Consider the following 17302-nt stretch of genomic DNA (forward strand, 5'->3'; position numbering starts at 1 on the left):
TCCACCGAGAATGACGACGGTCCACCCCATGACTTCGGGTGGATCAATCATGCGCATGCCACCTTCGTAGATCAGGTAGAAGCCGATCACGATCAGGGTGGTGTAGTTGATCAGGGCAGCGACGATTTCGACCCGGCCATAGCCGAAAGTCATGCGCTCATCGGCCGGGCGGCGCGCGATCTTGCGCGCGGCGAAGGCAATGACAAGCGAGGCCATATCGGAAAAGTTGTGCAGCGCATCGGCGATAAGTGCTAGACTGCCCGACAATATGCCCCCGACGATTTGCGCAACAGTAAGTAGCCCATTCGCCCAGATCGCGATCGCAACCCGTCGATCCCCAGAATTCGGATCGATATTCGCGTGCCCGTGATCATGCGGCATTGGCAGGCTCCTCATGCGCGTGTGTCGCGCGTCGGTCAGTCTTCAGGCGGCCGCTGCGGAAACCACGTACGCGCGCATTCATCCAGTGGCGTATTATATGACGGTAAAGGGCACCACGCAGCCTTCCAAAGGATTGCTCATGGGACAAATAGAAGGCGTCGGGCGTATCGTACACGCCGAAATCTTGCACGATGCCGGTTTTCTGAATGTAGGTATCTTCTCCGTTCCAGGCGACGGGAGGTGCGCCAAGGCAATCTGTGCCCGCGCCATAACCGCAGAGACTGTCCGTGTCCGAGAACGATCTTTGCAGGACTTCGAAGAAAGCGTCATCCAGGATGAAGCCTTCAAGGTTGATCCAGGCCCCTTGAAATTCGATCTCTACCCACGAATGGAGAATTTCCTCTGGAGCAAGCGGATACACCAACTCTGGGACAACACCGCGCTGCAAGCCTTTGTGGATCGTAAACCCATGCAACCGGCAACGAACGCCAACACCACGCAGCAGCGCCATTAAGAGCGTGCCTTTCGTATTGCACTGCCCGTAGCCGTCGGAAAGTACCTCGGATGCGGGGATGTCGTCAGCTCGATTGTATCCGAACGAGATTTCATTTCGAACGAAATCATAGGCAGCTCCGATCCGATCGTATTCGGATAAGTCGCGCCAGCTGCGGCTCTCTATTAGATGCGCAAGAGGCGCGGCATCAAAATCCAGTAGTTTGGTGGGTGCAAGTAGGGGGTTGGTTATCTGCAACGGAGTCGCTCCTCGAATCGTCTTGGAACAGACTAGTCTCTATAGTTACTGCAGCTTCAACCCCTTCTTTTAGAAACGATCTCTCGCAACTACTTGTCCGTGTGAACTGCTTTGTGGTGTTCACCGTGTGCGTCGCGTAGGATATTGACGCCGCCCCAGGCCGCGATCCCGGCGATAATCACACCGACGACTAGGTCGGGCCAGTTCGTTCCCAGCCAGGCAACGAGGCCACCTGCGACCACGATTCCGAGGTTTGCCGCAAAGTCGTTCCAGCTGAAAGTATTGGCCGCGCGGATGTTGACGTCCGGATCTTTGAGCCGAGCGAGCAACCAGACACAAACTGAGTTGATGGCCGCCGCGCTCAGCGCCATGACGATCATAACGGTGCCAAGGGGATCCGACCCACCGACATAGCGGCGCCAAGCATCATAAAGGATCCCGATGGCGAACACGATCAGCAAGCAGCCCGAGACATTCGCCGCACCACGTTTCCATTTCGCAGACCGCGACAATGCAAACAGACTGATTGCGTAGACCAAGCTGTCTGAAAGGTTGTCGAGCCCGTTTGCGATCAGGGCACTGGAATCCCCGAAGGCCCCGGTCGCAAAAAAGGCCATGGCAAGACCCACGTTTAGACCGAGAACAATCCAAAGGGTGCGTCTTTCGCTTGCTCCTTTTCCTGCAGTCATACTTCCCATTCCGCTTGGTCGACTATGATCCTTCAACCTCTCGGGCAGATCAGAGTTCCGGATTGATTAATAATGGTCAGTTCCATTTACGACCGCCGGGAGCTGTCAGTCAGGCGTCTCAACCAAAGTAGAGTATAGCCCTTTTTATGGGGCGATGAGATCGCGATTTGAGACGGTTTCAAGTTCAAACCATAAAGTTCAATTGGTTCATGGCGCGGCCAGTATTATAGCTGCGCCGAGCAAGCAAACGGCTGTGCCAAGCGTATCCCACCTGTCCGGTCTGTGACCCTCTGCAAGCCACATCCACAGTATCGAAGCCGCAATGTAGACTCCGCCATAGGCGGCAAACGCGCGGCCCGCAGCAACCGTTTCGACTTGCGCCAGAAGCCACCCGAATACCACCAAGGCTACAATACCGGGTACGAGCCAGGCCGCGGATGCGCCGAGGCGCCACCAACTCCAGATCGCGAAACACCCGGCGATCTCGGCCAAGGCCGCAAGCGGATAGGCAAGCGCGGCAGGCATCTCAGGCACCGATCTCGTCGTGTTCGGTCAAACATTCGGAATGATCCCGCAACACCTCAAGCACCTTGCAATCGGCGGTACGTCCACCGCTGCATTCGTGAACCATGCGTTTCAGTTCGGTGCGCAGCGCCTTCAGACGGGCCATGCGCTGCTCCACCTGCTTTAGCTGGCGACGCGCAATCGCGTCGACTTCTTCGCAGGGCCGATTGGGCTGGTCGCTGAGGTCGAGCAGCTCGCGGATCGCATCAAGCGAGAAGCCGAGTTGTCGCGAATGGCGGATGAAGGACAGTCGGTCGAGCTGTGCATTGTCATAGCGCCTCTGTCCGCCTTCAGTCCGGCCAGGTTCGGGCATGAGCCCGATCTGCTCGTAGTACCGAATGGTCTGCACCTTTGTGCCGGTCTTCTTTGACAGAGTGCCGATCGTGAGCATCTTCGCCTCCATGAAAAGTTACAGTCTGTGTAGGTTTTGCCGCCTCAATAGACAAGTGCCGGATTCACAGACGCGTGAGTTTAAGCCACAACGTGATTTCGCGCTTGAACCTCTAGTAGCTAGAGGATGTAAACGCGACAATAATCAAGAATCAAAATCAGGCGCGCAGGTTTGTCCCTTACATCGGCACAGAAATTTCTTTGGGTTTTGGCAGGCGTCGCGTCGCTTGCCTTCGTATGGCTTTTGCTCTGGTCGGACTATCGCGCTGACCGCGCCCGAACCGACAACGATCCAGCGTTTGTCGCTGCATTCGAATTGACGGACCACCAAGGTGTGGTTCGCACGGAAGAAGACTTTTCGGGGCGTTGGATGTTGGTATTTTTCGGCTTCAGCAACTGCCCCGATGTCTGCCCGACGACACTGTCTGAGGTCGCGGCGGTGATGGACGGTCTGGGCGACAATGCCGCGAGGGTCCAGCCGATTTTCATAACCATCGACCCCGAACGGGACACGCCCATGGCACTCGCCGAATTCGTTCCGCTGTTCGATGCGAACATCATCGGGCTGACAGGTACGCCCGAACAGATCGCCGCTACATCCGAAACGTTTCCGATCTTCTTTGAACGCATCGAAGAGGCTACAGCTCCGGATGGCTACACAATGGGCCACACGTCACATCTGTTTCTATTCGATCCCGAGGCAGGCTTTGCAGACTCATGGCCCTATGGCACGTCCGCTGAAGAGATTCTCGCCGATCTGGAAGAGAGGATCTGACCGACATGAACCGCGTACCCGCAGAAACCGCCCTCGGGCTGGCATGGATCGTTGCCCTCGTCGCCTCGCTTGCTGTACTTTTCATCGGCGAAGTGATGGGGCAGACACCCTGCGTGCTGTGCTGGTTCCAGCGCGCCTTCATGTTCCCGCTCGCGATCATTCTCGGCCTCGGCCTTTGGTGGCGAGACGGCAGCGTCGGGCGCTATGGCATCGCTCTGGCGCTTGGTGGTGGCGTGGTCGCCCTGTGGCACATGGGCCTCTACGCGGGCCTGATCCCCGAACGCATCCAGCCCTGCACGGCCACCGGCCCCTCTTGCACCGATGATAACCAATTGGTCTTCGGCATTCCGATCCCGCTGATGGCGCTGGTCGCCTTCGCACTGATCGGGTTCCTGTCGGCACTTTCATTGAAGGAAACACAAACATGAATCGACGCGGCTTAATCCTGTCCGTTCTCGCCCTCGGCGTTGCCGGTTTCGGCGGAGCCACTTGGTACGCGACTCGCCCCGGCCCCGCGGCCGAAGCAAAAACCGTTGCGCCGGAACTCGCGGACGCGATGATCCGCTCTTACTCGCCCATCCTCGGACCTGCCGACGCGCCCGTCACGATTGTCGAATTCTTTGACCCGGCCTGCGAGGCTTGCCGCGCCTTCCATCCGATCGTGAAGGACATCATGGCACAGCATGGAGATGCCGTCCGCGTCGTTGTCCGCTACACCGCGTTTCATGGCGAGGCATCCGAGGAAGCGATCCGCGTGCTCGAGGCAGCACGCATGCAAGGCGTTTACGAGCCGGTGCTCGAAGCCGTTCTGCGGGATCAGCCGAGATGGGCGTCGCACGGCGCGCCTGAGCCCGGTCTGATCCTCCAGATCGCCGCCACTGCCGGACTCGATGCAGAGGCCGCGCGCACGCAAATGCTGGCACCGGATGTCGTTGCGATCCTGAATCAGGATCGTGCGGACGTCGAAACCGTGGGAGTTCGCCAGACTCCTACTTTCTTTGTAAACGGCAAGTCGCTCGATCCATTCGGGGAGGCAGAACTGCGTCGATTAGTGGCCGCGGAAGTTGCCGCCGTGCAAAGCTGAATGGAAAAGGCAGGACCAAAACGATGAAAAAGATTATTATGACGGGCACACTGGCCGCGCTCTTGACCTTTGGAGGGCTCTCAGTACCCGCACTAGCCGGACCCGTGGATGTCGTCGTCGAAAGCGCCTGGTCCCGCGCCTCCATAGGGATGAACCGCCCCGGGGCCGTCTACATGACGATCCGCAACACTGGCGACGAGCCGGTGACGCTGATTGGTCTTTCAACACCCCTCGCGATGATGCCCGAGATCCACGAGACGAAGACCAATGCCGAAGGTGTGAGTTCCATGAGCGCGGCAGGTGAGATCGCGATCGCCCCGGGCGAGAGCGTCGCGCTTGAGCCGGGCGGCCTCCACGCGATGTTGATGCGGCTACAACAACCCATGACGGAAGGGGAAACCTTTCCGCTGACCCTACTTTTTGTCGACGGGGGCGAGGTGACAGTCGAGGTGCCGATCCTTGGCATCGCCGCACGCGGACCGGAAGACTAATGCGACGAAGGACGATCGCAGGATACGGCGCGGCCGGTGCCGGTGCAATTGCCTTGACGCTCTTCGTCGGTTGGTGGCGGGTCGACGGACCCGGTGCGCCCGAACCTATTGAGCAGCGGCCTATGGCTCTGACCGAGATGGATTTCCGCCTGACTGACCATGAAGGCAACGAGGTCGGGCCGGAAACCCTGATCGGGCGACCGACGATGGCGTTCTTCGGTTTCACTTACTGCCCCGATGTCTGCCCGACCACGCTCTCGGACATTTCAGGTTGGCTCGACGATTTAGGAGACGAAGCCAAACAGCTGAACGTGGTTTTCATCACGGTCGATCCCGAGCGCGATACCGTCGAGGCGATGGCAGAATATGTCAGTTATTTCCACCCAGCGATCCGCGGCTGGACGGGACCGGAGGGGCAGATTGCGCGCATCGCGGACGGCTTCCGCGCTGCCTACGAGCGGGTGCCCACGGAAGGCGGCGACTACACGATGAACCACACGGCCAGCGTCTTCCTGTTCGGTGCCGCTGGACGGTTCGTCACCATGATTGACTATCATGAACCGAGGGAATTCGCGGTACCGAAGATCCGCCGCGCGTTGGAAGAAGAAACGGAGGGAGCGACATGAGGCTCAGAACTTTTGCGGCAGGTGTCGCGCTTGCGGGGACCGTTTCGGGGGCGGCTATCGCATTCTTCGATGTTCTGTCGAAAGAACCCGTGCCGCCAGAACTTGCCCAGGCAGGTAGCTGGATGCCCCAGCGTCCTGAAGCTCCCCGGAGCCTGGATATTCCGTTGTCGCTGCCAGCTACGGCGTGGGCGGAAGATACACCCCGCCTCGGCCCCTTGCCCCTGCTGCAGGCCGCTGTTGTTGACAGGCCGATGCAGGCGATCGAACCGCCCCTGTTGACTTGGTCTCGCGACATATCTTCTGGTGAAACGCTCGACTCCTTGCTTTCCGAAGCCGGTCTTGCGGGAGCCGACCGGGCGGAAGTCGCCCTTGCGCTTGGCGCGGAATACGATCTGCGACGGTTGCGGCCGGGGAATTCGGTCACTGTTGTTTCGACTATGGATGGCAGCCCCCGCACCGTCTCGCTCGCCGTCGAGGACGGGGTGCGGATCGAGGTGCTTTTTGGCGAGCAGGTGTCCACGCAGGTCGTGGCGCCGGATCCGGAGATCGTAACCCTTGCTGGGGAGGCCGTGATCGACACCTCGATCTTCGCGGCACTCGACAATGCCGGCATCCCCGCCCGATTTGCCGTGGACCTTGCGCAAATGCTGGGTGGAACCGTGGATTTCCGCCGTGAGATGGCTGGAGGCGAGACACTAAGGCTTCTCTGGCGCGAGACGCGCGTCGGCGATGACAAGATCGGACAGCCGGACCTCGCCTTCGCCGCACTGGAAATCGGCGATTCGCTTTACGAGATCGTTTGGCCGGACGACGGCAGCGGTCAGGCGACGATCTACGTCGATGGCGAGGTGCTTCGCGTCTTTGCACAGCCGGTCGAGGGCGCGCGCCTCAGCTCGGTGTTCGGGCGCCGCACACATCCGGTCTACGGAAACGTCCGGATGCACACCGGCGTCGATTTTGCCGCGGCAAGCGGGACGCCGGTACGGACGACGGCACCGGGCCGGGTCAGCTTCATCGGCTGGCGAGGCGGCTATGGACGCGTGGTCGAAATCTCCCACGGCTCCGAGACCATGACGCGCTACGCGCATCTCAGCGCCGTGCCGGAGGGCCTATCACAGGGCCAACGCGTGGCGGCGGGAGATGTGATCGGCCGCGTTGGCGCAACCGGCACAGCGACAGGTCCCAACCTGCACTACGAAGTCCTCGTAGATGGGCGTCCGACTGACCCTCTCTCTGACGACCGGCTCGCAGAAGCCGCAGAGAAAGAGGTGGATGATACCGCCGCGCTGTTGCGTCTGACCGAGGCGCGCGCGCTTCTGACTGAAAACCTTGACAGCGAAATTGCCCAGACGACAACCGAAAGGCTCTGACCCATGAAACGCATGACCCAAGCTCTGACCATCGCGCTCGCCCTGTTCCCGGCGGCCCAGGCCCTCGCAGAGGCAACAGCGATAGACGTCCGCAAGACCAACGGATGCGGCTGCTGCCTGTCCTGGATGAACCATCTCGAGGAAAACGGATTCGCGCCGACGGGCGAGAACATGTTTGGCGGGTCGCTGGTTCGTTTCAAGCTCGACAACGGCGTGCCGCAGCGCATGGTCTCCTGCCATACCGCGCTCATAGAGGGCTACGTGATTGAAGGCCATGTCCCGGCCGCTGATATCCGCCGCCTTCTTGAGGAACGCCCGGACGCCGTCGGCCTCGCCGTTCCGGGAATGCCCTATGGCTCGCCCGGCATGGGGCCGGAAGAAAACCGTGAAGCTTATGATGTCTTCCTCATCCGCGAGGACGGGTCGACCGAAGTCTTTTCAAGCTACGCCGAAGGATAATCTGGCCCGCTTATGGAAAACCTGTCTCCGATAATGCTCGGCTTTCTCGGAAGCCTTGCCGCCGGATCGCTCACGGCAGTCGGAGCAATTCCCGTGCTGTTCGGGCGCATCCCGTCGCGGGCGACGCGCGATCTGTCGCTCGGCTTCGCTGCCGGCGTCATGCTCTCAGCCTCGTTCTTTTCTCTGATCATCCCGGCATTGGATGCGGCGGAGCCGATGTTCGAAAACGGCGCGATGCCTGCGGCCATCGTTTGCGTCTCGATCCTTTTGGGCATGGGGGCCGTTGCATTGATGAATGAAAGGCTGCCGCACGAGCATTTCAGAACGGGACGCGAAGGGCCCGAAGCGGCGTCCTTACGGCGGGTCTGGCTGTTCATCATCGCGATCACGATCCACAACTTCCCCGAAGGCCTCGCGGTCGGAGTTGGCTTCGGTTCCGGAGGTATGGAGGGCGGTCTGCCACTCGCTATCGGCATCGGACTTCAGAATGCGCCTGAAGGGCTGGCCGTCGCGGTATCCCTGTTGGGCGAAGGATATCCGAAGCTGCGCGCATGGGGCATCGCCGCGCTAACGGGCATGGTCGAGCCGATTGGCGGTTTGCTCGGGGCGGGCATCATCACACTGTCGGAACCGCTGCTGCCATGGGGCTTGGCCTTTGCCGCAGGCGCCATGCTCTATGTCATCAGCCACGAAATCATCCCCGAAACCCATCGCAGCGGCCATCAGAACAAGGCAACGCTCGGCTTGGCCGTCGGGCTCGTTTTGATGCTTTTTCTCGATGTTTGGTTGGGGTGACGCAATGCCAGTGCATAAACTATCTCCGGTGATCGGTATTTTTGCGGCGCTTACCGCTTTCGTAATCGATCAGATCACAAAAGCCATTGTTGTGGCGAATGCGGCCTCCTTAAGCACTGGAATCGCCGTGTTTCCAGGTTTTAACCTTGTCTTTTATCGCAATGATGGCGTCACTTTCGGACTACTTGGCGGCGCACCATGGTGGAGCCTCATAGCTCTCGCTCTTGCCATCTGCGGCTGGCTGGGGGTTATGCTGTTTCGCGCCGAAAATGCGGTTGAAACGCTCGCTTACGGAGCGATCATCGGTGGGGCCTTGGGCAATGTCTTTGATCGTGTGCGGTATCGGGCTGTAACGGACTTCCTGGATTTCTACATCAACTCAACGCATTGGCCTGCCTTCAACATGGCCGATGTGTTTGTCGTCAGTGGCGTGGGGCTCTTGCTCGCCGCACCCTGGATCAGTGCGCGGCGTCCGATCAAGTCGTGAAGCCGGTAATTCTGAACTGCTTCGCTCTGCGCAAACGTCTGCTCTCGCGGATGACGCTTGGTTTCGCCGCCGGGGCGCTGACCGTTCTAACCTTCCCGCCTTTCTCGATTCTCCTGCTTGTTCCCGTTGCCTATTCTGCGTTGTTTGTCGGTCTTCGCGACCTCTCCTTCGGGCGTGCTTTTCTCGTCGGCTGGGCGTTTGGTCTCGGCCAGTTCGGTTTCGGGATTTCGTGGATCGCGGAAAGTTTCTACGTCGAGGCCGAGCGTTTCGGGGCGCTGGCGATCCCGGCCGTCGCGGGATTGTCCGCAGGTCTCGCGATTTTCCCGGCCATTGCCGCCGTGCTCTTCGTCGAAATCGCGCGGCGCGGAGCCATGGGCAGTCTCCTGGCCTGCCTCCTGTTCGCGACCTCATGGACCGCGGCCGAGTGGTTGCGCGGTCACGTTCTGACAGGTTTTCCGTGGAACCTCGCCGGCTACGCTCTTGTTGATTACGCCGCCCTTCGCCAGCCCGCCGCCTGGGTGGGAAGTTATGGGCTAAGCTTTCTCACCGTGTTCGTAGCGGCACTCCCCGGCGCGGCTCTCATGGCGGTCGGGCGACAACGATTGATCATCTCGCTCATGCCGCTGGCCGGCATCGTAACGATGTGGGCCATCGGCACGCTTCGCCTCCAGTCGGATGCACCACAGCCACCGGATGTCGACCTGCGCATCGTTCAGGGCAACGTACCCCAAGAGGAGAAATGGGCGCCCGAGAACCGCGAGGCGACCTTCGCGCGCTATATCGAGCTTTCAACCCAGCCCGGCGATTTCGACGTTCTTCTCTGGCCGGAAACTGCCTTTCCCGGTTTCCTCGATGAGGATGCCCAGGCGCGATCCCGTATCGCGGCTGCGCTTCCGGACGGCAGCGTGCTGCTCACCGGAGTGCCGGACCGTGTACCGAGTGAGGATGGCACCCGATATTTCAACACCGTCCAGGCTTTTGACGATAACAGTGAGATCCTGACCGGATACGCGAAACACCATCTCGTGCCCTTTGGCGAATACACTCCATTCCGCGGCTGGTTGCCGATCGAGCGGCTGACAGCGGGGCTGGGCGATTTTACGCCTGGACCGGGCCTGCGAACGCTTGCGCTTCCGGGTGTGCCGCTGGTCGCCGTGGCGATCTGCTATGAGATCATCTTCCCAGGCCATGTGGTCGACGACCTGTTCCGACCCGACTGGATTTTTAACGCGACAAACGATGCCTGGTTTGGAACCAGCATCGGACCCGAGCAGCATCTGGCTTCCGCACGTATGCGCGCCGTAGAGGAAGGCCTTCCTGTCATCCGAGCCGCGAATACGGGCATCTCTGCCGTCATCGACGCGAACGGAGAGATCGTTGCGCGGCTCGATACCGGGGAAAGGGGCATAGTCGACGCTGATCTTCCCTCTGCGCGGCCGCCTACGCCATATGCGCTTTTTGGGGACTGGATGTTGCTGGCGCTCATCTTGGCTTCGTGGAGCTGGGCTCTGGCGGCCAATGCGACGGCTAACTACCGCCGCATGAGAAAGACCGTCATGCATAGATGTGGATAGGCGTTCCGTCCTTCACCATTGCATAGATGTCCTCGATCTGCCGATCTGTGACCGCGATGCAGCCAGCTGTCCAGTCGCGGATGTCCGTCGGGTCGATGCCGGGGCGTGGACCACCATGGATGAAGATGTCGCCGCCGGGGGAAAGGCCCTGCGCTTCGGCAAAGGCGATGTCGGCCTCATTCGGATAAGAGATGCCAACTGAAAGATGATACGTACTTTCAGGGTTGCGCTTATCGACTATGTAGGTGCCCTCCGGGGTCCGACCGTCTCCCTCGAATTGCTTGTGACCCTGAGGAGCGAAGCCCAGCCCGATCGGATAGGTTTGCAGCACGCGATCGGATCCGTCGAGAACAAGCAAACGCTGTCCCTTGTAGAGCCGAAGTCGCGTCACTTCGGGTCCGTCATAGCTGCGGAACTTGCCGGCACAGCCCGACAAAAAGGCCGCTAAGCCACCCAACAGGACGGCGCGGCGGGGAAATCGGATGGTTTTCACTGCTCGATGCCTCTTTCGTGAGGTCTGATATGGAAATAATGTTACCTTGCAAATGCCGCGTGATCAATGTCCGTGGGCAAGCGCGGCCTTTGCGATCTGTGGCCCAACCTGCTCGCCACCGGACGGCGGTGCCTTGGCCTCTTGGCTGTTGAGCAGGCGCAGGGCGTTCGCCACCACCAGCAATGACACACCCACGTCGGCTGCAATAGCGCCCCACATCGATGCCATTCCGAACGCGGTAGCGACAACGAAAACTCCCTTGGTCGCCAAGGAAATACCGATGTTCTGATGGATAATCGACATTGTCCGGCGCGAATGACCGATCAGCCAAGGCACCTTGCCGAGGTCGTCGGTCATAAGGGCAATGTCCGCCGTCTCGATTGCCGCGTCAGAACCAACCGCACCCATCGCGATGGCATAATGCGCGCGCGCCATTGCGGGTGCATCGTTCACCCCGTCGCCGATCATGGCAACCATGTCGTGAGTTTTGACCAGGTCTTCGATGGCTGTCACCTTGTCTTCGGGCAGAAGCTCAGCGCGCACCTCGTCGATACCGACCTCGGCGGCAACGGCGCGCGCTGTTCGCTCGTTGTCACCGGTCAGCATGACGATGGTCTTCACGCCCTGCGCGTGAAGTTGCGCCACGATGCCCTTGGCATCAGGGCGGATGCGATCGCGCAGTTCAAGAATGCCCGTCACACCGGATTCATCGCCGACAGCGACAAGGGTGCTGCCGGCGCCTTCGATCCGCTCCCGCAGATCCTTCGGAATGGCGTCGCCGAAACCCTTCTCCTCGGCAAACCGGTCCGACCCCAGCCAGATCGACCGTCCGTCAGTGCGTCCTTCAAGTCCCCTGCCGGGAATGGTGCGGGTATCCTCTGCGGCGGACACCTTGACGCCGTCGGCCTCCGCCCGCGCGAGAATGGCACGCGCCAAAGGGTGCGACGAACGTGCCTCCAGTCCTGCGGCGAGGGTCATCAGATCTTGCGCTGAAGCCCCGCCCAGCGGGTGCACCGCCGCCACTTCCGGCTGGCCCATGGTGATTGTGCCGGTCTTGTCCATGGCCAGCGCCGTCGTCCTGCCCGGCGCCTCTACATAGGCACCGCCCTTGATGAGGACGCCCGCCCGCGCCGAAGCGGTGAGCGCTGCGACGATGGAGACAGGGGTCGAGATGACCAGAGCACATGGGCAAGCGATCACCAGCAGCACGAGGGCATTGTAGAACCAGTAATCCCAGGCTCCGCCGAAGATAAGCGGCGGCAGTAGCGCAATTGCGACGGCGAGAGCCATGACGATAGGCGTGTAGATGCGGGCGAACTTTGCCACCCACTGTTCCACGGGCGCGCGGCGGGCATGAGCGTCGCCGACCATGCGGATGATCTTGGCCAAGACGGTATCCGAGGCGGCCTTCGTGGCGCGCACCGTTAGTGTACCTTCGCCGTTGATCGTGCCCGCATAGACCTCGTCTCCGGTCTCTTTGGGTATCAAAGCACTTTCGCCGGTGATCGGCGCCTGGTCGACCGCGCCCGCGCCACCCGTCACCAGGCCGTCGAGCGGGATACGGTCGCCACCGCGTACAATAAAGCTTGAGCCTACGGCGACTTGCGCCGCCGGCATGTCGGTCTCGCTTCCGTCATCGCGGATCACGCGCGCGGTGGGTGGCGCAAGATCCAGGAGCGCCGACACCGCGTTCCGCGCGCGCCCAACGCTCCAGCTTTCGAGAAAGAGGGACAGCGAAAAGAAAAAAGCCACTGTCGCTGCCTCGAAGAATTCACCGAGCCCGATGGCTCCGGCGACTGCGACAACCATCAGCAGGTTCATGTCGGGCGACAGCCGACGTGCGGACGACCATGCCTTCGGTGCCACAAGCCAAACGCCGAATAGGATAGCAACTGCAAAAAGCCCTGCCTCGGCCAGCGGCATCGGCGCTTCGCCGTGCCCCGCGAAGAGGCCGAGCGCCCCGCCCATACCTGTCTCGACGATGTGCCAGAGAAAACCCGCCGCCCAGAAGCCGCCGCTGAGAGCCGTAAACAGCCGCTGTCGTGCAAGATGGGCCGCTTGGTCGACCGACGCGTTCTCGGCATTCCACGGCTTCGCGGTCATGCCGGTGCTCGCGACAAGTTCCGCAACTTCGTCGTCCGATACACTCTTTGCGCTGTCGAGAATGGTCATCCTCCCGTTGATCACATCGAACGCGAGATGCTCGGCCCCGCCGATCTGCGGGCCGATTACCTTATTCAAGATCGCGACCTCCTCGGCGCAATCGAGGCCGGACACCTGAAAACTGCGCCCGCCGGTTGGGGCGGGCGTCGTCGGTGCGATGTCGCCGCACGTTCCGGCGCTACCACAGCAACTGCCGCCGCTTGCCTGGGCATCTTCGGCGTGATCGTGATCGTGGCGGTGGGTGTCGGACGGCATGAACGGACCTCTGGATTCGGGTGCTTTGTCATGACATAGCCCCTACAGTAGCTAGAGCTTCAAGAGAAAAGTTCGGTGGTATTTCCGTTTGTTTTCTTGCTAGACGGTCCGACGACAGCCTCAATCACGGCGTGAGGCATAAAGGGCCGATACTAAGAAAAACAGAAAGGAAAGGAAACTCGATGCAGGTTTTGATGCTGAAGCAAAAAATGATGGTTGCGGTGGCGCTTTTGCTCACGACAGGATGCGCCATCCAGCCGACAGGGCCGAACGACACGGCAGACCAGACGGGCAACGTTCCCGAAGCTGTGGTTGCGATGGCTGCTCCGGATCAGGATGTTGCAACCGCGCGCCTCGTGCCGGAAGACGGCTGCTATTGGTACGAACATAGCGGGCCGGTCGAAACGACGCTGCTGCCGTTGCGCACGGCGAACGGTAATCCGATCTGCGTGGCACGCGAAGCTTGAGGACGCGCCACACGTTGGATCAACGCGCCTCAGACCTACGCACCACACTCAACTTCGCGCGGTGACACTGTCCTCCGCCGAGTACAAATGTGCCGTCGATTCGATCTCAACGTTGGGATAAAGTTCGTTAATGTGAGCCATGACCATCCGCACGCAACCCGAACTGGCTCGACCGCCGATACTTCTCGGATAGGGCGTGCCGTGTATTCGAAGATAAGTGTCGCGGTCTCCGACGTACAGATAGATGGCTCGTGATCCCAAAGCGTTTTCGGGGCCGGGTTCCATCCCGTCGGCCCATCGTGCGTTTTCCGGATCCCGCTCGATCATGTTCTGGGTCGGTGTCCAATGCGGCCACCTCACCTTGCGTTTGATCGTGTAGACCCCAGGCTCATATAGGTTGCCCCGGGCAATGGCCACACCGTAGCGCATTGCGGTCCCGCTCTCCTCGATATGATAGAGATACCGCGCGACCGCATCGACATGGATGTCTCCTGGCACGAGTCCGGGTTTCGCGACCACGCGCTGGGGCAAAAAGCGCGGGTGTAGGCCCCAAGGGTTTGACGTGGCCGGATCGAATCCGGGCGGCGTGACTTGCGCGTCCCATTCAGCCTTCTGTGCCTCGGCGGGCCAGGTATCGGCCAACAGGGGGCTGGAAACAGACGCGGAGAATAGCGCCGTTGTTGTTTGAATGAAGTGTCGTCTTGTCAGCATGTCTTACCCTTTCGGTTCCCACCAGAATCTATGGCAAGAACGGTATCTGTTCACTTTGATTAGATAGGACTTCTAGTGGCTAGAGGTTCAAGGACATATTTTCGTGAAAACACACGATCCTTGTGATCCGCAATTTACCATCCGCTACTACGAAAAGATCGGCGCGCCGCCCAGCCTGACCCGGCCTGTTCCCGAGACCACGGTTGCTGCAGAGTCAGATCCTGTCGAAGCTGGCTATGGAGGAAGGCCATATCGCCCGCTTCGCCTGAGCAGCGAACGGCAGTGTGGTGAACTTTGACTTGCACGGTGACGGGGGCAGGCAAAGCAGCAACGACAAACAGGGCCGCGCAGTGTCCAAAATACCGGGCGTCTTGCTCGCCGCCTTCACCAGTCATCATAGATGGTGAAGGCACAACCGCACGGAAGCGCCGGCCACAGCGGCCTTGCGCACTGGCGAGGAGTATCTCCAAATTCGAGCACCTTGATTGCCAAGGTTCCGGCGGGCTTTGCCTCCTCCTACCGGAACTTTGGCCGACTGGCACGCACCCGTCAGGATACCGAGCGATGACGCTCATCTCTTAGGTCGTGGTGCGCCACATCCGGAACCGGCCCTGCCCGGTCACTTCGCAGATCAAACCCCGCGCTTCCATCCAGACGAGGTTGCGCTGGACGGCGGCGCGGCTGGCACCGGTCAGGGTCTCGGCCATTGGGGCGGAGACGAGGGGCCATTCGGCCAGCACGGCGCGCAATGCTGGTGGTGTCTTGCCAGAGAGCGGGGCCATCATGGTTTCCGCCCGAGCTGACCATGCCTGGATATCGTCGAGGTGTCGCATTGCTGTCAGGCATGCTGTTTCCATTCCCTCGAGCCAACGCTCTAAGCGCTCAGCCGATGGGCCACTGGCGCGCAGCCCCCCTGCCCCGCGTGTAGCCAGAGGCGCAAAGATGGCCCCCCCATTCGAACTCGGGCCTTCGCTGGCGGCAATGCGTGCGGCGGTAACCGCCGCTTCCATCCGGTCGCCCTGTTGCCCGAGGCCCGCAAGGCTCCAGAGGTGAAACCCCATGCAGGCGCGTGTGATCGGGTGCAGGTCGGCGGCTTGCGCCATCAGGTCAAGCCAACCGCCCGCGCGATCCGCAAAGGGCTCGGCTTCATCCGCCATGTTTTCGGGGTCACGGCGATCGAGGAAAGCGGACAGGTCCACCCCTGGGCCGGGACCGCCTGTCAGACGCCGCACTGCCCATCCGACACGCGCGAGCGCTGCGGTGTCGTCCTGCACGCCGGACAAGCGCATGGATATCCAGAGCGCCAGCCGATCCGGGCCAATTCGGTCGCCTGCAAACCAGCTGAGGTCTGCCGCCTCCATCAGCGCGAGCCTGTGCCGCCAGCCCTCCGGACCACGGTGCAGACGGTCATCCAGTGCGCCAATCCGGCCAGCCACACGGGCGAGATGGGCGGCATTGCCTGCCTCTGCCTTCCGCCAATCGTCGAGGACTGCGGTTTCACGCAGCTCTGCCCTCGGTCCGGGCGGCAGATATTCCGGCTCCACTTCCATCGGACCGGGCAGGAACCACAGGTCGTCCTCAGACGCCTCTTCGAGCCCCTCCGCATCCACTAGAGGGTCGTCAAAAATATCATACTGCGTGGAAACTTGAGGCTTCATATGTGCAAAATACGGCACTTTTGCATTTTACCAAAGTGTTTTGTCAGAGTGCGCCTGCATACCTTATATAGCACGCGCGCTCGGTGGTCTGCGAGATTTCTCTGATCGCGCTCAGCGTATGGAATCCAAGGGGTTTTTGATGAGCAGCACCACAGAGAGAGCGGTTGCATTCGTTTACAAACGGTCGTTTATTGGCGCTATATGAAACTGCAAAAAGACTGTTTTGATGCCATTGATAGGCTATGCGCGCGTATCCACAGAGGATCAAACCCCCCTGCCCCAGTCGCAGGCCCTGAAATCTGCGGGTTGCGCCGAAATCTATGAAGAGCACGCCTCAGGCGGCAATCGCGCGCGGCCGGTGCTTGGGCGTGTGCTCGAACGCATCCAGAGTGACGATACGCTGGTCGTCGTGAGGATCGACCGGCTTGCGCGGTCTCTGTCGCATCTGCTGGAAGTGATCGAGCGGCTGGAGGCCAGGGGTGCGTTCTTTCGCTCGATCCAGGACCCGATCGACACTGGATCCCCGCAGGGCAAGTTCACGCTGCAGGTCTTGGGCGCTGCGGCCGAGTTCGAGCGCGCCCTGATCCGGGAGCGCACCAAGGCCGGCCTCGCCAGTGCGCGCACAAAGGGCCGCGTGGGCGGAAACCCTGGACTGCGGGCCAAAGACCCTGCCGCTCTTCGCAAGGTGCGGCTAGCGCGACAGGACGGCTACATGGAGCGTCTGAACGAAACGGCACAAGATTGGGTGCCCCATGTGCGCCGGTTGCGCCCCGACTTGGCCTGGGAAGACGTGGTGCGCATCATCAACGGCCCCTTGCCCGAGGCGCGTCGCTGGACCCAAAGCCGTCTCTTGCGCGCCGTGAAGGCCTATGTCCGCGACGGCTTCCTGCCCGAGACAGTTTTGGCCCGCGCCGGCCGCCGCGAAACCGACGACCGCCTGCCCGCCATCGTCGCCGCCATCAAGGGCGCGGATCCCGGCATTACGCTCCAGGCGATCTGTGAACGGCTGGAATCTATGCGCGAACGCACACCACGTGGCCGAACGAGATGGCAGCCGTCGTCAGTCAAGATGCTGTTGGAGCGGGCGGAGAGGCTGGGGCTGCTTGAGTAGCCTAACAA

Annotated in this window: 22 protein-coding genes; 13 read left to right on the forward strand and 9 right to left on the reverse strand. The window is 60.8% G+C overall.

Annotated elements, in window-relative coordinates; genetic code table 11:
• The 5 genes from BW970_RS18600 to BW970_RS18620 form a co-directional block, all read right to left on the reverse strand.
• Positions 1 to 381, reverse strand: a 381-nt coding sequence (locus tag BW970_RS18600; protein ID WP_144039024.1) for a cation diffusion facilitator family transporter, incomplete at its 3' end; no start/stop codon positions are given.
• Positions 371 to 1126, reverse strand: coding sequence for a transglutaminase-like domain-containing protein (locus tag BW970_RS18605; protein ID WP_027240784.1), 756 nt, complete (start codon positions 1124 to 1126; stop codon positions 371 to 373). The genes BW970_RS18605 and BW970_RS18600, both read right to left, overlap by 11 nt.
• 95 nt (positions 1127 to 1221) lie before the next feature.
• The gene (locus BW970_RS18610) at positions 1222 to 1821 is read right to left on the reverse strand and encodes a cation efflux transmembrane domain-containing protein (RefSeq protein ID WP_027238636.1); all 600 of its coding nucleotides are present in this window, start codon (positions 1819 to 1821) and stop codon (positions 1222 to 1224) included.
• Positions 1822 to 2028: 207 nt separating this feature from the next.
• A complete protein-coding gene (locus tag BW970_RS18615) occupies positions 2029 to 2346 on the reverse strand; it encodes a YnfA family protein (protein ID WP_027238635.1) in 318 nt (105 codons plus the stop codon).
• A 1-nt stretch (position 2347) separates the two neighbouring features.
• Complete coding sequence (locus BW970_RS18620; protein ID WP_027238634.1) at positions 2348 to 2776, reverse strand: MerR family transcriptional regulator; 429 nt, start codon at positions 2774 to 2776, stop codon at positions 2348 to 2350.
• 171 nt (positions 2777 to 2947) lie between these two features.
• Between BW970_RS18620 and BW970_RS18625 the strand changes: the two genes are divergently transcribed.
• From BW970_RS18625 to lnt, 10 genes are read left to right on the forward strand one after another with little or no spacing between them, the layout of a single operon-like run.
• Positions 2948 to 3550 (forward strand): SCO family protein, encoded by a 603-nt coding sequence (locus BW970_RS18625; RefSeq protein WP_232617642.1) that lies wholly within the window; start codon positions 2948 to 2950, stop codon positions 3548 to 3550.
• 5 nt (positions 3551 to 3555) lie between these two features.
• Positions 3556 to 3978, forward strand: a complete 423-nt coding sequence (locus BW970_RS18630; RefSeq protein WP_009807981.1) for a disulfide bond formation protein B — start codon at positions 3556 to 3558, stop codon at positions 3976 to 3978.
• Positions 3975 to 4634, forward strand: a complete 660-nt coding sequence (locus BW970_RS18635) for a DsbA family protein (protein ID WP_027238632.1) — start codon at positions 3975 to 3977, stop codon at positions 4632 to 4634. Before BW970_RS18630 ends, BW970_RS18635 begins: the two co-directional genes overlap by 4 nt.
• 23 nt (positions 4635 to 4657) lie before the next feature.
• A complete protein-coding gene (locus tag BW970_RS18640) occupies positions 4658 to 5125 on the forward strand; it encodes a copper chaperone PCu(A)C (RefSeq protein ID WP_027238631.1) in 468 nt (155 codons plus the stop codon).
• Complete coding sequence (locus BW970_RS18645; protein ID WP_009807978.1) at positions 5125 to 5751, forward strand: SCO family protein; 627 nt, start codon at positions 5125 to 5127, stop codon at positions 5749 to 5751. Before BW970_RS18640 ends, BW970_RS18645 begins: the two co-directional genes overlap by 1 nt.
• Positions 5748 to 7121 carry a M23 family metallopeptidase gene (locus BW970_RS18650; protein WP_040182544.1) on the forward strand — a complete coding sequence of 458 codons (1374 nt, stop codon included), beginning with the start codon at positions 5748 to 5750 and terminating at the stop codon, positions 7119 to 7121. The genes BW970_RS18645 and BW970_RS18650 overlap by 4 nt, the downstream gene beginning before the upstream one ends.
• A gap of 3 nt (positions 7122 to 7124) precedes the next feature.
• The gene (locus BW970_RS18655) at positions 7125 to 7580 is read left to right on the forward strand and encodes a DUF411 domain-containing protein (RefSeq protein ID WP_009807976.1); all 456 of its coding nucleotides are present in this window, start codon (positions 7125 to 7127) and stop codon (positions 7578 to 7580) included.
• A 12-nt stretch (positions 7581 to 7592) separates the two neighbouring features.
• Positions 7593 to 8375, forward strand: coding sequence for a ZIP family metal transporter (locus BW970_RS18660; protein ID WP_027238629.1), 783 nt, complete (start codon positions 7593 to 7595; stop codon positions 8373 to 8375).
• Between the two features lie 28 nt (positions 8376 to 8403).
• On the forward strand, positions 8404 to 8862 hold the full coding sequence (lspA, locus tag BW970_RS18665; protein WP_027238628.1) for a signal peptidase II: 459 nt from the start codon (positions 8404 to 8406) through the stop codon (positions 8860 to 8862).
• A gap of 50 nt (positions 8863 to 8912) precedes the next feature.
• Positions 8913 to 10436 carry an apolipoprotein N-acyltransferase gene (gene lnt, locus BW970_RS18670; protein WP_197540520.1) on the forward strand — a complete coding sequence of 508 codons (1524 nt, stop codon included), beginning with the start codon at positions 8913 to 8915 and terminating at the stop codon, positions 10434 to 10436.
• On the opposite strand, the gene BW970_RS18675 is transcribed toward lnt, so the two are convergent.
• Positions 10417 to 10929 carry a L,D-transpeptidase family protein gene (locus tag BW970_RS18675; protein ID WP_036783996.1) on the reverse strand — a complete coding sequence of 171 codons (513 nt, stop codon included), beginning with the start codon at positions 10927 to 10929 and terminating at the stop codon, positions 10417 to 10419. The genes lnt and BW970_RS18675 overlap by 20 nt on opposite strands.
• Positions 10930 to 10992: 63 nt before the next feature.
• Positions 10993 to 13347 (reverse strand): heavy metal translocating P-type ATPase, encoded by a 2355-nt coding sequence (locus BW970_RS18680; protein ID WP_076534275.1) that lies wholly within the window; start codon positions 13345 to 13347, stop codon positions 10993 to 10995.
• A 182-nt stretch (positions 13348 to 13529) separates the two neighbouring features.
• Here BW970_RS18680 and BW970_RS18685 point away from each other — a divergent pair, with 182 nt between their 5' ends.
• Entirely contained in the window at positions 13530 to 13814 is a 285-nt protein-coding gene (locus BW970_RS18685) for a hypothetical protein (protein ID WP_040182668.1), read from the forward strand.
• A gap of 48 nt (positions 13815 to 13862) precedes the next feature.
• Here the strand turns inward: BW970_RS18685 and BW970_RS18690 are convergent, their stop codons facing one another.
• Entirely contained in the window at positions 13863 to 14525 is a 663-nt protein-coding gene (locus tag BW970_RS18690) for a L,D-transpeptidase (protein ID WP_027238623.1), read from the reverse strand.
• A 103-nt stretch (positions 14526 to 14628) separates the two neighbouring features.
• Here BW970_RS18690 and BW970_RS20640 point away from each other — a divergent pair, with 103 nt between their 5' ends.
• The gene (locus BW970_RS20640) at positions 14629 to 14823 is read left to right on the forward strand and encodes a hypothetical protein (protein WP_123618725.1); all 195 of its coding nucleotides are present in this window, start codon (positions 14629 to 14631) and stop codon (positions 14821 to 14823) included.
• 280 nt (positions 14824 to 15103) lie between these two features.
• Here BW970_RS20640 and BW970_RS18695 read toward each other — a convergent pair whose 3' ends face one another.
• A complete protein-coding gene (locus BW970_RS18695) occupies positions 15104 to 16183 on the reverse strand; it encodes a hypothetical protein (protein WP_040182667.1) in 1080 nt (359 codons plus the stop codon).
• Between the two features lie 226 nt (positions 16184 to 16409).
• On the opposite strand from BW970_RS18695, the gene BW970_RS18700 reads away from it, so the two are divergent.
• The gene (locus tag BW970_RS18700; RefSeq protein WP_009503864.1) at positions 16410 to 17294 is read left to right on the forward strand and encodes a recombinase family protein; all 885 of its coding nucleotides are present in this window, start codon (positions 16410 to 16412) and stop codon (positions 17292 to 17294) included.
• Positions 17295 to 17302: the final 8 nt, after the last annotated feature.

Origin of the sequence: Gemmobacter megaterium, assembly GCF_900156815.1 — a bacterium.
Lineage (GTDB): Bacteria > Pseudomonadota > Alphaproteobacteria > Rhodobacterales > Rhodobacteraceae > Wagnerdoeblera > Wagnerdoeblera megaterium.